This is a genomic window from Rufibacter ruber (assembly GCF_001647275.1).
In the GTDB taxonomy this organism is placed as follows: domain Bacteria; phylum Bacteroidota; class Bacteroidia; order Cytophagales; family Hymenobacteraceae; genus Nibribacter; species Nibribacter ruber_C.
Window position 1 is genome coordinate 1 of sequence record NZ_LRMM01000094.1, and the last position, 13,499, is coordinate 13,499.

General features: G+C 51.0%; 10 protein-coding genes. 8 read left to right on the forward strand and 2 right to left on the reverse strand.

Annotated elements, in window-relative coordinates:
- The first annotated feature begins 247 nt into the window (after positions 1 to 247).
- The 4 genes from A8O25_RS20675 to A8O25_RS20690 all read left to right on the forward strand — a co-directional run bounded on the left by A8O25_RS20675 (position 248) and on the right by A8O25_RS20690 (position 7,567).
- Positions 248 to 1,480: a glycoside hydrolase family 27 protein gene (locus A8O25_RS20675; RefSeq protein WP_161947803.1), complete on the forward strand. Its 1,233-nt coding sequence runs from the start codon at positions 248 to 250 to the stop codon at positions 1,478 to 1,480.
- Between the two features lie 686 nt (positions 1,481 to 2,166).
- On the forward strand, positions 2,167 to 4,239 hold the full coding sequence (locus tag A8O25_RS20680) for a sulfatase-like hydrolase/transferase (RefSeq protein ID WP_066839290.1): 2,073 nt from the start codon (positions 2,167 to 2,169) through the stop codon (positions 4,237 to 4,239).
- 2 nt (positions 4,240 to 4,241) lie between these two features.
- Entirely contained in the window at positions 4,242 to 5,453 is a 1,212-nt protein-coding gene (locus A8O25_RS20685) for an alkaline phosphatase family protein (RefSeq protein WP_153042859.1), read from the forward strand.
- Between the two features lie 215 nt (positions 5,454 to 5,668).
- A complete protein-coding gene (locus A8O25_RS20690; RefSeq protein WP_082893804.1) occupies positions 5,669 to 7,567 on the forward strand; it encodes a sulfatase-like hydrolase/transferase in 1,899 nt (632 codons plus the stop codon).
- A gap of 347 nt (positions 7,568 to 7,914) precedes the next feature.
- On the opposite strand, the gene A8O25_RS20695 is transcribed toward A8O25_RS20690, so the two are convergent.
- Positions 7,915 to 9,795, reverse strand: coding sequence for a DUF6528 family protein (locus A8O25_RS20695; RefSeq protein ID WP_066839295.1), 1,881 nt, complete (start codon positions 9,793 to 9,795; stop codon positions 7,915 to 7,917).
- Between the two features lie 1,327 nt (positions 9,796 to 11,122).
- On the opposite strand from A8O25_RS20695, the gene A8O25_RS23100 reads away from it, so the two are divergent.
- From A8O25_RS23100 to A8O25_RS23105, 4 genes are read left to right on the forward strand one after another with little or no spacing between them, the layout of a single operon-like run.
- Positions 11,123 to 11,536 carry a hypothetical protein gene (locus tag A8O25_RS23100; protein WP_153042860.1) on the forward strand — a complete coding sequence of 138 codons (414 nt, stop codon included), beginning with the start codon at positions 11,123 to 11,125 and terminating at the stop codon, positions 11,534 to 11,536.
- The gene (locus A8O25_RS20705; RefSeq protein WP_066839298.1) at positions 11,533 to 12,183 is read left to right on the forward strand and encodes an SCO family protein; all 651 of its coding nucleotides are present in this window, start codon (positions 11,533 to 11,535) and stop codon (positions 12,181 to 12,183) included. Before A8O25_RS23100 ends, A8O25_RS20705 begins: the two co-directional genes overlap by 4 nt.
- Before the next feature lie 40 nt (positions 12,184 to 12,223).
- The gene (locus A8O25_RS20710; RefSeq protein ID WP_161947804.1) at positions 12,224 to 12,589 is read left to right on the forward strand and encodes a c-type cytochrome; all 366 of its coding nucleotides are present in this window, start codon (positions 12,224 to 12,226) and stop codon (positions 12,587 to 12,589) included.
- Between the two features lie 13 nt (positions 12,590 to 12,602).
- Complete coding sequence (locus A8O25_RS23105; protein WP_153042861.1) at positions 12,603 to 12,809, forward strand: hypothetical protein; 207 nt, start codon at positions 12,603 to 12,605, stop codon at positions 12,807 to 12,809.
- A 2-nt stretch (positions 12,810 to 12,811) separates the two neighbouring features.
- On the opposite strand, the gene A8O25_RS20715 is transcribed toward A8O25_RS23105, so the two are convergent.
- Positions 12,812 to 13,204, reverse strand: coding sequence for a hypothetical protein (locus A8O25_RS20715; protein ID WP_066839301.1), 393 nt, complete (start codon positions 13,202 to 13,204; stop codon positions 12,812 to 12,814).
- Positions 13,205 to 13,499 lie beyond the last annotated feature (295 nt).

Below are 13,499 nucleotides of genomic sequence, written 5' to 3' on the forward strand. Positions count from 1 at the left end.
TTTGGCCAAAACAGCCCGAAAACAGAATAGAATTTTTCAGGTGGTACCGCAAATAGAGAAGCAAGTACTATTTTTTTGTTGTCATCCTGTAAGGATCTTGGTGGCAAACGGTAATACCATTTTTAACAACGTTTTTCTAGTTCGCCCATGAGTACCTTTCAAACGGACAAAAATGGATGTTTGGAGGTAGCCGCTTACTTACCGCAGAAAACTGACCACCTTCAAACCCTAAGCAATGACTAACCGCATGCGGAAAATAATCCTGGCCCTATGTTTACTCGTGGGCACAGTGGCCCAGGCGCAGGTACGCCCTGAACTGGCGAAATCGCCGCCCATGGGCTGGAACAGCTGGAACTGGTTCGGGAAAGAGGCTATCAACGAGCAGATGATACGCGAAATTATAGACGCCATGGCCAGCAGCGGCCTGCGTGACGCGGGCTACAACTACGTGGTGGTAGACGGCGGCTGGCGCGACTCCAAACTGGGCCCCAACGGCGAACTGCTGGTGCACCCTGCCAAATTCCCCGGCGGCATGAAAGCGTTAGCAGACTATGCCCATTCCAAAGGCCTCAAATTTGGCTTGCACACCACGCCCGGTTCCCATGACTGCGGCATGGACAAAGTGGGCGGCTGGGGCCTGGAGGAAGTGCACGTGAAACAGTTCAAAGACTGGGGCATTGACTTCGTGAAACTAGACAAATGCCGCTTTTCTTTAGACGAGCAGCCCAATTACCCGCGCAATGATCCCCGCTGGAAAAAAGGTTGGGAAAGTGAGCCCAAAAACCTGCAGACCGCCTACGCCAAGTGGAGCAAACTCATGAAGGAAAGCGGGCGGGATATGGTGTTGAGCGCCAGCGCGTACCAGTTCTTTCCGTGGTACCCACAGCTCACCAACCTGGGCCGTACTACTGGTGATATCAAATCTAAGCAGTCGGGCGGGGCTATTTTTGACTCGGAGAAGCCGGGCAGCGTGATGGCCATTGTGGAGAGAAACAACCGCCACGCCGCCAAAGCGGGAAACGGCTACTGGAATGACCCTGACATGCTGGTGACCGGTGACCAAGGACTAACTCAGGAAGAACAGAAAGCCCATTTCGCGCTGTGGTGCCTCATGAGTTCGCCGCTTATTTTGGGCAACGACCCGCGCGTGATGACCGCCCAAGAGAAAGCTATCATCTTGAACAAAGAAGCTATTGCTATTAACCAGGACCCCACCGAGCAAGGCAAGCGAATACGGCAAGACGGCAAAGCCGAAGTTTGGGCCAAAAAACTCAAAAACGGAGATTACGCCGTACTGCTGCTGAATCGTGACGCCCAAGCTACACAGAACATCACCGTGAACTGGACCGACCTGGGGTTAGCCGGAAACAAGAAACTTCGCGACGTGTATGCCGCCAAAAACCTGACCGCCACCAAAGATAAGTTCAGCCAGAGCATTCCGCCGCGGTCAGGTTTGTTTCTGGTAGTACAGGCGAAATAGGGGAGAAGTGGAGCTTCTGTTTTCGGCCTGTTTTCACCAAAACAGGCCGAAAACAGAAAATTGGGGGCGGTGTTAAGACCTTTGGTTCCAGTAAAGCTGTTCGGGTTCTTATTGCAGAAAATGCGGTAGTACTACTATAGCTAATGCTGTTCGGGAGTTCTACTCCCAAACTAGGCTGCTGTTCAGGGTTTCTAACTCCGCAGGCTACGGGCAAAAGAAGGGGAGTAGAACTCTCAGGCTGGGTGCTTCCGGCGTAGAACCTCTGCTGTTCGGTTTTCTGCTGTTCGGGATTTGTAACTCTGCTGTTCGGGATTTGTAATCCCGAACCATTCTGTCGGGGATTTATCAATCCCCGTTGCTGGCGGGTTAGAAAGACGCAAACGCGGGGATTGATAAATCCCCGACCAGGTGCTTCCGGATTGATAAATCCGGAAGAGCGAACAATCCCCGTTGCTGGCGGGTTAGAAAGACGCAAACACGGGGATTGATAAATCCCCGACCAGGAACTTCCGGATTGAAAAATCCGGAAGAGCGAAAGTAAATCCGGAAGAGCGAAAGACTCCGAAAGAGCGAAACAATAGAGCAAAACGAGCAAAAATGTGACAATACCTGTTTTGGGGCTGTTTTCGCCAAAACAGGCCCAAAACAGAAAACAAACAGACAAACCAAGATTACTGGTATAGTACATGAATAGACTAAGAAAACCCTCTTTGCTGCTTTCGTTGCTGCTCATGCTGTCAGTAGCGGTGCAGGCCCAGCAACGCCCTAACATCATCCTGATTCTGGCCGATGATTTGGGCTTTTCAGACATTGGGAGCTACGGCGGCGAGGTGAAAACCCCCAACCTGGACAAACTCGCCGCGGGCGGCATCAAGTACAAGCAGTTCTACAACGCGGCCCGCTGCTGCCCCACCCGCGCCTCGCTCATGACCGGGCTGTATCCGCACCAGGCGGGTATGGGCTGGATGGCCGCCGCAGATTTAGGCACGCCTGCGTACCAAGGCAATCTCAACCAACAGAGCGTGACCATCGCCGAGGTCCTGAAGCAAGCGGGCTACGGCACGTACATGACCGGCAAATGGCACCTCACCAATGAGCGCAAAATCAACGGCGGCGTGGTAGACAACTGGCCCAAGCAGCGCGGGTTTGACCAGTACTTCGGCATTGTGCCGGGCGGTTCCAACTACTTCACGCCGCAGATTTACTCTAACAACCAGCGCTACCCTGCGCCCAAAGATTTTTACCTGACCACGGCCATTTCAGACACCAGCGTGAAGTACATAGACCAGCATTTTTCTTCGGCTAAGAAGAAAGACCCGCTCTTTATGTATGTAGCCTACACTGCGCCGCACTGGCCGCTACACGCGCTGCAGAAAGACATTGACAAGTACAAAGACTTCTATAAAGTGGGCTGGGACAAACTGCGCCAGGAACGCTTTGAGAAACAGAAAAAGCTGGGCCTGCTGCCTCAAAACGCCGTACTCTCGCCGCGTGACAAAGAAGTGAAGGCCTGGGAAACCCTGCCAGAGGAAAAGAAAAACGAAATGGCGATGCGCATGGCCATCTATGCCGCGCAAATTGACGTCATGGACCAGGGCATCGGCCGTATTGTGGCCAAGCTCAAAGAGAAAAACCAGCTGGACAACACGCTCATTTTCTTTTTGAGTGACAACGGCGCCTGCGCCGAATTCATCTCCAGCGGCAAAAGCAAAGAAGTAAACGGCCAGGAAGACACTTTTGAAAGCTACCGCCTGGAGTGGGCCAACCTGAGCAGTACGCCGTTTAGGGAATACAAACATTACACCCATGAAGGCGGTATTGCCACGCCGCTCCTTGCGCATTGGCCCAAGGGCATTGACCCTAAACTGCAGAACAGCTTTGTGAAAGAATACGGCCACGTAAGTGACATCATGGCCACGTGCGTGGAATTAGCCAAAACCAGTTACCCCAAGACGTTCAAAGGGCATAAAATCACTCCGCTGGAAGGGAAAAGTTTAGTGCCGCACTTCACCGGCAAGACCAACAACCGGGGCGTGGTGTACTGGGAGCACGAAGCCAACCTGGCCGTGCGGGACGGTAAATGGAAGCTGGTGGCCAAAACCCCGCAGGGCGAGGAATTCTCTACCAACTCCCTGGAACTCTATGACCTGGACGCTGACCCGTCTGAGATGAACAACCTGGCCAATCAATACCCAGACCGCGTGACCAGCATGTACCAGGGTTGGTTCAGTTGGGCCAACCAGATTGGCGCGTTCCCGCTAGACACCCGCGAGTACAACGTGCGCATGGAGCATTACCGCCGCAAACTGAACAGCACCTTTGAGGAAGATTTACTGGGCGGCTGGCGCGTGAACCAGAACAAAGCAGTTTCCGCCACCCTTGAGATTGACCCAACCGGGCAACTCACCGGCAAAAACGCTGTGAAAGTAGCCATGCAGAAACCCGGCGAGCGGCCAAACCAGCTGGCCATGGTCTGGAACGTGAAGCTGGACAAAGGGCAGCAGTACCAGGTGAAACTGAACGCCAAGGCCAAAGGCAACGCTTCTTTCCTGCTAAGGTTTGAGCAGCCCAACGGCGAGGAAAAACTGCTGGACCAAACGGTTTCCGCCGCAGGCCAAGCGGCTAAAACCGCCTCTAAACCGTTTACCATTCCGCAGAGCGGAAACTACCAATTGGCTTTATATTTCGGGCAACTCAAGGCCGGAGATGAATTGTGGGTAGATGACATTGAGTTAGTACCAATTGCTTCTAATAAATAAACATGAAACGCATTTTCCTGAGTGCTGCCGTAGTGGTGGCTTCTTTGACGGCAAGTTTCGGCCAAACGGCCAAACACGTGATTCTGATAAGCATTGACGGCTTCCGTCCGGACTTCTACCTGGACAAAAAGTGGTCTGCGCCCAACCTGCAGAAGCTTATGGCCAGCGGCGTGTATGCCAACGGCGTGAACAGCGTGTTCCCCAGTGTGACCTACCCGTCACACACCACGCTGGTCACCGGCGCTTTGCCCGCCCGGCACGGCATCTATTATAACGCGCCCATTGACGCCAAGAACGGGGAGTGGTACTGGTTTGAAAACCAAATAAAAGTAGCCACCCTGTGGGACGCCGTACAGAAAAAAGGCCTGACCTCGGGTTCTATCATGTGGCCGGTGACCGTGGGCGCGCCTATTACCTACAACTTCCCCGTGAAACGCGCTGACAATGACGAGAAAACCGACCAACTTTCGGTGACCCGTCCGGTGGTGACGCCCGCTAACCTGTTAGATGAGTTTGAAAAAGGCAGCAACACCAAACTGACACCCAACCATTTCAAAGGCGATGACCTGGACCGTACCACCGGCAAAATGGCCAACTACATCATTGCCAAGCACAAGCCCAGCCTCATGGCTATTCATTATCTGGCCATGGACCACGCCGGGCATGACTACGGCCGGGACCATGACCACATCAGGGAGTCTTTGGTGTTGGTAGACAGTTTGATTGGCAATGTGCTGCAGACTGTTGAGAAAGCGGGTATTAAAAACCAGACCGCCATCATCATTACCGGTGACCACGGCATGGTGACCAGAACCACCAATTTGGCCGCCAACGTGTGGTTAACCCAAGCCGGGCTGATGGGCAAAGATGGCTGGAAAGCCAGATTTGAAGGTGCGGGCGGTTCGGCGTTCCTGTACCTGAAAGACAAAAATGACAAGGCCACGCTGGAGAAAGTGAAGCAGATTCTGGCCAACGTGACGCCCGAGGAGAAGAAGCTGTTCAGGGTGGTAGAACGCAAAGAAATGGACGCCGTGGGCGCGAACCCCGAGCCAGTATTGGCCTTGGCGTTGGCCAAAGGCGTTGCCTTTGGCGGGGCTACTGACGGGGTCGCGTGCGCAAAACTAAGCTGGGGGGTACGCACGGGTATTTCCCAGACTTCCCGGAGATTAGCACTGGTTTTATTGCGGTGGGCGCGGGCATCAACCAAGGCGTGAAGATTCAGGAGATGGGCATTCAGGACGTAGCGCCGGTTATTGCCAAACTGCTGGGCCTTGACTTCAAAGCCCCAGACGGAAAACTGTATCCGCAGATTCTCAAGAAATAATAGCTAACGTTTCGGAGCCATTTTCCTGTTTTCGGCCTGTTTTCAAAGAAAACAGCAAAACAGGATTCCTAAAATCACCTTCTGCCTAACCCAAGAAGAACCTGTATGAACTATAAGATTATCTATTCCTATTTACATCAGTTTGGGGCTTCGGCCAGAAGGCTTTCGGTTCATCGCGCCCTCGTTCTTTCTTTGGTTTGCTGGTTTCTTTACTCTCTTTCGGCCGTGGCCGAAGTACAGGAAGAACGCCCCAACATTCTCTGGATTGTGAGCGAAGACAACAGCCCATTCTTGGGTGCTTACGGCGATGCCTATGCCACCACGCCCAACCTGGACAAACTGGCTACGGAGGGCGTGCTGTATTTGAATGCCTTCGCGGCGGCACCGGTCTGCGCGCCCACGCGGTTTGCACTCATAACGGGCATGTACGCCTCATCGGCGGGTACGCTGCACCACCGCAGCACGTACCAGCTGCCTGAGCAGGTGAAGTTCTTCCCGCAGTATCTCAAGCAGGCCGGGTATTACACCTCCAACAACGTGAAGAAGGACTACAACACCAAAGACCAGCCGCAGGTATGGGACGAATCCAGCAAGAAAGCCACCTATAAAAACCGGAAGCCGGGGCAGCCGTTCTTCTCCATCTTCAACTTCACTACTACCCATGAAAGCCAGATCCAGGGCAAGAACCGGAACCAGAAACTAGGCCATAACCCTAAGAAAGCGCCCGTGCCGCCCTACCACCCCCGCACGCCGGAGATGGAGGAAGACTGGGCGCTGTACTATGACCGCATGCAGGCCATGGACGCCGAAGTCGGGGAAATCTTAAAGGAACTAGACGCTTCCGGACTGGCCGAAAACACCATTGTCTTCTACTACAGTGACCACGGCGGCGCGCTGGCCCGGGGCAAGCGGTTTCTATATGAATCTGGTTTGCGGGTGCCGCTCATTATCCGGTTCCCTAAAAAATACGCCCATCTGGCGCCGGGCAATCCGGGCACTAAACTGGACCGCATCGTGTCGTTCGTGGATTTTGCGCCCAGCATTTTGAGTTTGGCCAACGTGCCGCTGCCTTCGCATTTGCAGGGCAAGCCGTTTCTGGGCAAACAAGCGCCTGCGCCGAGGGGATATGCCTACTCGTACAAAGGCCGCATGGACGAACGCCTGGATTTGGGCCGCTCGGTGCGGAATAAGAAGTACCGTTACATCAGGAATTATATGCCCCACAGAATTCCCGGTCAGCACGTAGATTACCAATGGCAGGCCAGTTCTATGGTTTCGTGGGAGAACGCCTACAAAGCGGGCCAACTCAATGAGGCGCAATCTTTTTTCTGGAAGCCCAAACCCGCCGAGGAACTCTATGACGTAGAAGCCGACCCGCACAATATTCACAACCTGGCCGGAAAGAAAGAATACGAGTCTGTGCTGCGCGAAATGAGGCAGGCCAACCAAAAATGGCTACTGGAAACCAAAGACGCAGGCTTTATTCCAGAGGCAATACTTGTTGAAATCAATCAGAAGATGCCCATCTATGACTACCTGCGCACCGGGAGTTTTCCGCTGGAGCGGGTGCTGGAGACCGCAGACATGGCCTCTAACCGTGAGGCGAAGCATGTGAAAGAACTCACCAAACGGTTGCAGGACAAAGAGCCGGTGGTACGGTACTGGTCGGCCATAGGGTGCGTGGTGCTGGGCAAAGAAGCCGCATCGGCGAAAGCCGCGTTACAGAAATTGTTGCAAGACCCGCTGGCAATAGTGCAGGTGGCCGCCGCCGAAGCTTTGTACGGGTTAGGAGAGACCACGCGCGTGCTGCCGGTGTTGCGCCAACACCTGCAGAGCCAGAACCGGTTTGTGCAAATAGCCGCGCTAGAGGTTCTGGAGAAAATGGGGAAAGACGCCCAACCGCTGGCCCAGGAAGTGAAAGCCCTCTCGGCTAAAGATGAGGAAACGTCTGGAGATGTGGCCAAAGTGGCCAGATATCTAAGCAGGCAACTCGTGCAGAGGTAGTTTTTAGGGCTGTTCCTGTCAATAGTAACGTTCTGTTTTGGGGCTGTTTTTATAAAAACAGCCCCAAAACAGAACGTTACTAGAAGCTGCCCCATAGATGAAGTGGCTTTGCTTTACAAGTTCTATACTGGACCAATACTGTCTTTTGCTTTCGGCCTGTTTTTAAAAAAGTAGGCTAAAAGCAGAAATTGAGCTGGCTATTCTTCATTCCATATCACAGCTTCTAGTCAACGTAAAGCGCTTCATTTTTCCTTTGTATTATTTACAGGGGGCGAACAAGCTGTAAAACAGAAGAGGTTAGGCCGTTACCGCCTAACCTCTTCTGGAAAAACCCAGGCGTGGATGTGTTACGGTAGCTTCATCTCCACCAGAACTGGGTAGTGGTCAGACGGCAGAATACCGTTTGGAGCATCTGTCAAGACGTTGTGACTGTACACTTGCCAGGTAGCGGTTGGCATGATATGGTCAATGCGTCTGTTGCCGGTGTTGTTTAAATCAAAACCGTTGGTTGTGCCTCTGGCAGGGGCGTACCTTTTTGCTGCAGGAACCACCTGGTACGCATCACTTAACAAGGCGGAGTTGTGGAGAATCAGGTACGGATCCTGGTTCTGCCCCGCATTGAGGTCGCCCAGAAGAATAGCGGGTTCGTTGCCTGCCTTCTCGGCTATCTGGGCAAGCATTAAGTTGGCGCTGTTCACCCGGGCATTCTCGCTGGCGTGGTCAAAGTGGGCATTGAACACCCAGAAGATTTCGCCGGTGTACCTATCCCTGAGTCGGGCAAAGGTGGCAATGCGGTAGAAGGAGGTGCCCCAGGGTTTGTTGGCGGGTTTGGTGGTAGGGGCGCCGGGTGCCAACCAGAACTGGCCCGAGGCGAGGGCGGCAAACCGCTGTTTCTTGTAGAAAAGCGCACTGTGCTCAGAAGTGCCGGGGCCGGTGCCATCGTCATCCCTCCCAGTGCCTATTTTGTTGTATTCAGGTAAATCGTTGGCTAAATGCGTGATCTGGTTGCCGTTGGCTTCCTGACTTCCCCAGATGTCAAAATCATACTTCCTGATTAAATCCCTGACCAACGGCCGTCGCACTGACCAGGCTTTGTTGCCGCCGTCTACCGCCACCCGCACGTTAAACGTGGCAATGCCGTAGTATTTCCTGTACTCATAATTGGGGTTGAGAGGAACGGCTTTGTAGATATTGCCCGCCAGCAAGTGGGACGTGATGAGCACCCCGGTTCCTTCGGCATGCGTGCCGAACACATTCACTTTGCTGTTCCCTTCCACCTGAATGATCTCGCCGGAAGGTTGGTTTGACGTACCCGTAACCCCTGGCTTGTTGAAAACCTTGCCGTCATGGGGCGAGAGGGTTTTCGTGACTTTGTTGTAAAAGAACACCCCCTCGGCCGCAGAAACCCAGAATTTATCTGGTTGCCCCACCACCGGTGACAGGTGCCGAAGGAGGGTCTGGTCAGTAGTGAAAGTGCGGGAGGCATCCAGTTCTAACGCGGGGGCAGATCCGGTACCAACGGTAAAAGCCACAATGCTCCACGGGCCACCGCTGGTTAATTGGCCTGTTGCCCAAAGCCTGCCGTTGGTTTCATCCCATAAGACCGAATGGGCATTATAGAGAGGGTAGGTGGCACTGGTGTTGTTACGGGTGGCAAATACTTTCACCCAGTTGCCCCCGGCGGCGGCAACCGCTACATTGCCGTTCCCCAGAATTTCAATGCTCTGCGGATTCTGGCCACTCCCAATATTAGTTGACCACTTTTTGACTTTGGAAGCATTGGTGATCAACGCCGTTTCGCCACCTACGGCCGCAATCCATTCAATGTCAGGACCCAGTATACTGTTTAGCCGCATTTTCATGTCAGTAGGGTTGTCCCAGCCTGGGGCCGCGCTTTCGGTGGCTGTCCAGTTGCCGCCAGGAATGGAGGTGGAGGGCTTAAAGCTCCAAACTTTTGCCGCCGGGAGGGACCAGTCAGCAGCCTCAGATCTGTAAATGTCCAGATTGTCTGAGGTCCAATCTAAAACCCCAATGTTACATGCGCAGGCAACAGGGTAAATGCCATTAGGGGCACCAGACGAAGGTTCTCCCGCTGGCGGATCAATAATTCCCCCACCAGGTTCTGTGGCCGGTTCAACTTCTTCCTTTTCACTGCAGGCATAGAAAAAATGGGCTAAAGATAAAAAAGAGAGCAGTAAAAGCTTTTTTCTGAACGTTCTTCTTTCCATAATTTACACTATTAATTGATGTATAAGTAATTAGCTGAGTCTATGTGGAAGAGCTTTCTAATGGAGGGCCTGAGGTATGTGTAGGGTATGGTGTGGGGCTTGAGAAGGAAGTGAATGTAAAGATTATTTTGCTTGGGTAATTGTTGCTAATTGAAAGTTTTTTGAAATGGTAATGTGGGTTTATGGCTTTAATTAATGTGTTTAAAGTCTTTTTTATTAACGCTTAATGGAAAGATAAACTAAAAAATAATGTAAAGCAATATGTGTTAAAATGCCGGAGAAGATAGTCCGAATGAAAGCTGGGTAGGAAGGAGGTATCAAGTATGTCTTCATCAGCTTGATTACCTCTGCCGCTGAATCAGGATCTGTGCCTTGTTTAAAGATTTTATCTACAGAAGAGTAGCAAATGAATATGAAATGTAATTGAATTAAAGAAATGTTGGCAGGAGGAATGGTTGAAGTATGAGGTGATATTTTAGATTGTAATATGTTGTTATATAGCTTGTTTTGTGAAGTTAAATTAAAAATAAGGGAATTTTTGTGAACTGTACTTTAAAAAAAATATTGTACTTGGCTGATATTCCTAGTATTTAAATAAATGTGTTTAAATGTTTCTGCTGCTCTTTTATGGAATAGCGTAAAAGCTTTAGATTTTAGATGAAGTAGACCATCTAACATGGCCAAAGTATAAGCTGGGAATGCGTGAATAAAAGCCGGGCGCTACAAAATTGATAGTATTTTATACAATAGTTAAAGATGTAAAAATAAGAAGATGGGACTGTTGTTATAGTGGATTTAATGCAATGAAAGGGTTGGTGTAAACATGGGTTTTGTTGAGGGATTATCTAAGTTTAAGTTTTTATAGCATAATAGGTGTAAAAGTGTTTGAATTGGTGGGATGCAAAAGATGTATTTGCGTGTGTGTCTTGACCTAATGAACTATAATGATTGGGTGTAGATTCCTGGAATAAGAAAAGAAGGTTGAGTAAATGTGTATTTCTGTTTTTGGCTTGTTTTCCGGAAAATAGCCCCAAAACAGAAACTGCTTATAAGTTATTTGAAAAGCGAATTCAACCAAGAAAGGGGGGAGGTGATTTTCTTTCAAGTTCAGGTGGTGTGGGGGCGGCTTACCTGTCAAGCTGTTGTCAGGCCCTTATTCCCAAAGAGAAACCACCAGCATGTGGTTGGCTGGAGTCAAACTGATGTAAAAACAGAAGGAAAGTTTTGCTGGAGACGGGTGATAATCTTGCCAAAGAGTGTGCGTTCTATTGGTGCAGGCTCTACCTTTGCCCAAGAAACAGACTCCTCAAGAAGTATGGGAAAATATATGGCTGTACTGATAGCTGTGGTACTCATGGGAACTGCCTGTGAGCCATCTGCGCAGAACCAGGCCAAAACGCTGCACGAAGAGGTGATGGCCCTCCATGATTCCTCTATGGCCAAAATGGGGGATCTTTACACACACCGTAAAGAATTGCTACGGTTACAGGATTCCTTGCCCGCAGCAGATTCAGCCAGACAAAGAGGTGTCAGGTATGGCGTCTCCAAGCTGCTGGAGGCAGATGAGCACATGATGCAGTGGATGCGGGCCTACCGTGTTCCTGACCTTCAGAAACCCAAGGAAGCCCTTCTGTACCTGCAAGATGAGAGGGAAAAGATTCAGAAAGTACGCCAGGAGATTGAGCAGAGCCTTAAAGTAGCTGATTCCCTGTCTGCCCAACTTACAAATAAGCACCCATGAGAAAAATAGTACTAGGAGCCTTGCTGGGTCTGGGCCTCATAAGCGCCTGCACGTCTACGTCAGATGAAAAGAAGTCGCTGCCTATTCTGGGGCCAAGGGAGCCCAAGGTAACCATGGTAGACGGCCAGCCGAAAGTAGATACGGTCTACCATTCCATTCCTGATTTCGCCTTTTTAGATCAGGACAGCCAGATGGTCACGCCCCAGACGGTAGCCAATAAAATTTATGTGGCAGACTTCTTCTTTACCTCCTGCCCGTCTATCTGCCCTAAAATGAAGAGCCAGATGCTGCGGGTGTATGAGAAGTACAAAGACAACCCCAGGGTGGCGCTGTTGTCCCACTCCATTGATCCCACCCATGATACCGTGGCGGTGTTGCGGGAATATGCTGACCGGCTGGGGGTGAGCAGCAAAACCTGGCATTTTCTAACCGGAGACAAAGACACCATCTTAGACCTGGCCCAGAAGCATTACCTGACCAGCGCCCTGGAGAGCAATGAAGCACCGGGTGGCTTTGAGCACAGCGGTGCCTTCCTGCTTATAGATGAAAAACGCAGAATAAGGGGGCATTATGACGGCACCAATGAACAGGAAGTAGATAAGCTCATGCAAGACATGGAGCTGCTCCTGCAGGAGAAGACAAAATAACTGACAGCAGATGCGTTGGAGAAACCTCTTTCTGGTAGCCATGCTTGGGATAGCTGTGGCTGGGTGCTTTACAGAGCGTAAAGACGAGGGCCAGCTGCTGTACACCCGCCACTGTGTCAGTTGCCATCTGGAGAATGGGGAGGGGCTGCGGGGGGTGATTCCGCCGTTGTTAGATTCAGACTATGCGGCCCAGCACCGGGCAGAACTGGCCTGCCTCATCAGGAATGGGATAAACGGGCCAATTCAGGTGAATGGTAAAACCTATAACCAACCCATGCCGGGCAATAATCAACTGACAGAGGCAGATATCACCAACATTATCAATTACCTGCACAAAGAATTTAACTCGCCTATACAAAAGATTTCCTTTGGTGAAGTGCGGGAGCAGATGAAAGTCTGCCCTTAAAGCCGGTTTACATGTGGCTATTACGAAACAAAAGGCCACAAAAGAACTTGCGCTCATCCTTTTCTGGTTACGCGCCTCAAAAACTGCTTGTGCAGAACCTTGCTCTGGCACTTCTGGCCTGCAAAATTATGAATTGAATATGACTTCTACAGAAGGGGCTAATGCCAAAAAAAGGGGCTGGTGTCATTGCCAGCCCCTTCTTTTTGAAAAGAGAAAGTGATATTAGCGGCCAGTGGTCCCGCCGCCGGTTGTTCCTGTAGTAGTACCGGTTGTACCGGCAGTGGTGCCTGTAGTACCGGCAGTGGTGCCTGTGGAGCCCGCAGTGGTACCCGTTGTGCCCGCAGTGGTGCCGGTAGTACCAGTAGTTCCGGCAGTGGTACCGGTTGTGCCGGCTGTAGTGCCAGTAGTACCTGTGGTGCCCATCATAGTGGTGTCACCCCCCATGTCAGTGGTGGTGCTGGTGCCGTCATCCATGGTGTTACTGTCTACTGAGGTATTGTCAGTGGTAGTGCCATTGGCCTGGTCTTCCTGGTTTCCGCTGCCACCACAAGAAGATAAAGCCAAAGCAGAGGCAATGGCACATGTGGCGAACAAATTAATTCCTTTGAGTTTCATAGCTTTTGTGTATAGGTTAAGGTTGAACAATTTACACATGAGCCTTTGTACGAGGCTGTTATAATTTCAGCTGCCTCTAAGGATAAGAATATTAATTATTTTGTAAAAATACGTATTTGTTCCTCCCTTGCCCCCAGGTCTAAGGAACTACTTCTGGTGATTTTTCAAGATTAGCGTTTGATAGAAGCAGGAGGTGGAACGGGTTCTGTAAACGAAGCTGTTTAGAGTTTTGACAGAAAGATGTTTTGCAGAGAGTTTTATTTCTGTTTTCGGGCTGTTTTTCAGAAAACAGCCC

Excerpts from the sequence above, each read along its gene's own strand:
- A8O25_RS20680 (WP_066839290.1), top strand. The coding sequence starts at position 2,167 with ATGAATAGACTAAGAAAACCCTCTTTGCTGCTTTCGTTGCTGCTCATG.
- A8O25_RS20675 (WP_161947803.1), top strand. The coding sequence starts at position 248 with ATGCGGAAAATAATCCTGGCCCTATGTTTACTCGTGGGCACAGTGGCC.
- A8O25_RS20690 (WP_082893804.1), top strand. The coding sequence starts at position 5,669 with ATGAACTATAAGATTATCTATTCCTATTTACATCAGTTTGGGGCTTCG.
- A8O25_RS23100 (WP_153042860.1), top strand. The coding sequence starts at position 11,123 with ATGGCTGTACTGATAGCTGTGGTACTCATGGGAACTGCCTGTGAGCCA.
- A8O25_RS20705 (WP_066839298.1), top strand. The coding sequence starts at position 11,533 with ATGAGAAAAATAGTACTAGGAGCCTTGCTGGGTCTGGGCCTCATAAGC.
- A8O25_RS20715 (WP_066839301.1), bottom strand. The coding sequence starts at position 13,204 with ATGAAACTCAAAGGAATTAATTTGTTCGCCACATGTGCCATTGCCTCT.
- A8O25_RS20685 (WP_153042859.1), top strand. The coding sequence starts at position 4,242 with ATGAAACGCATTTTCCTGAGTGCTGCCGTAGTGGTGGCTTCTTTGACG.
- A8O25_RS20710 (WP_161947804.1), top strand. The coding sequence starts at position 12,224 with ATGCTTGGGATAGCTGTGGCTGGGTGCTTTACAGAGCGTAAAGACGAG.
- A8O25_RS20695 (WP_066839295.1), bottom strand. The coding sequence starts at position 9,795 with ATGGAAAGAAGAACGTTCAGAAAAAAGCTTTTACTGCTCTCTTTTTTA.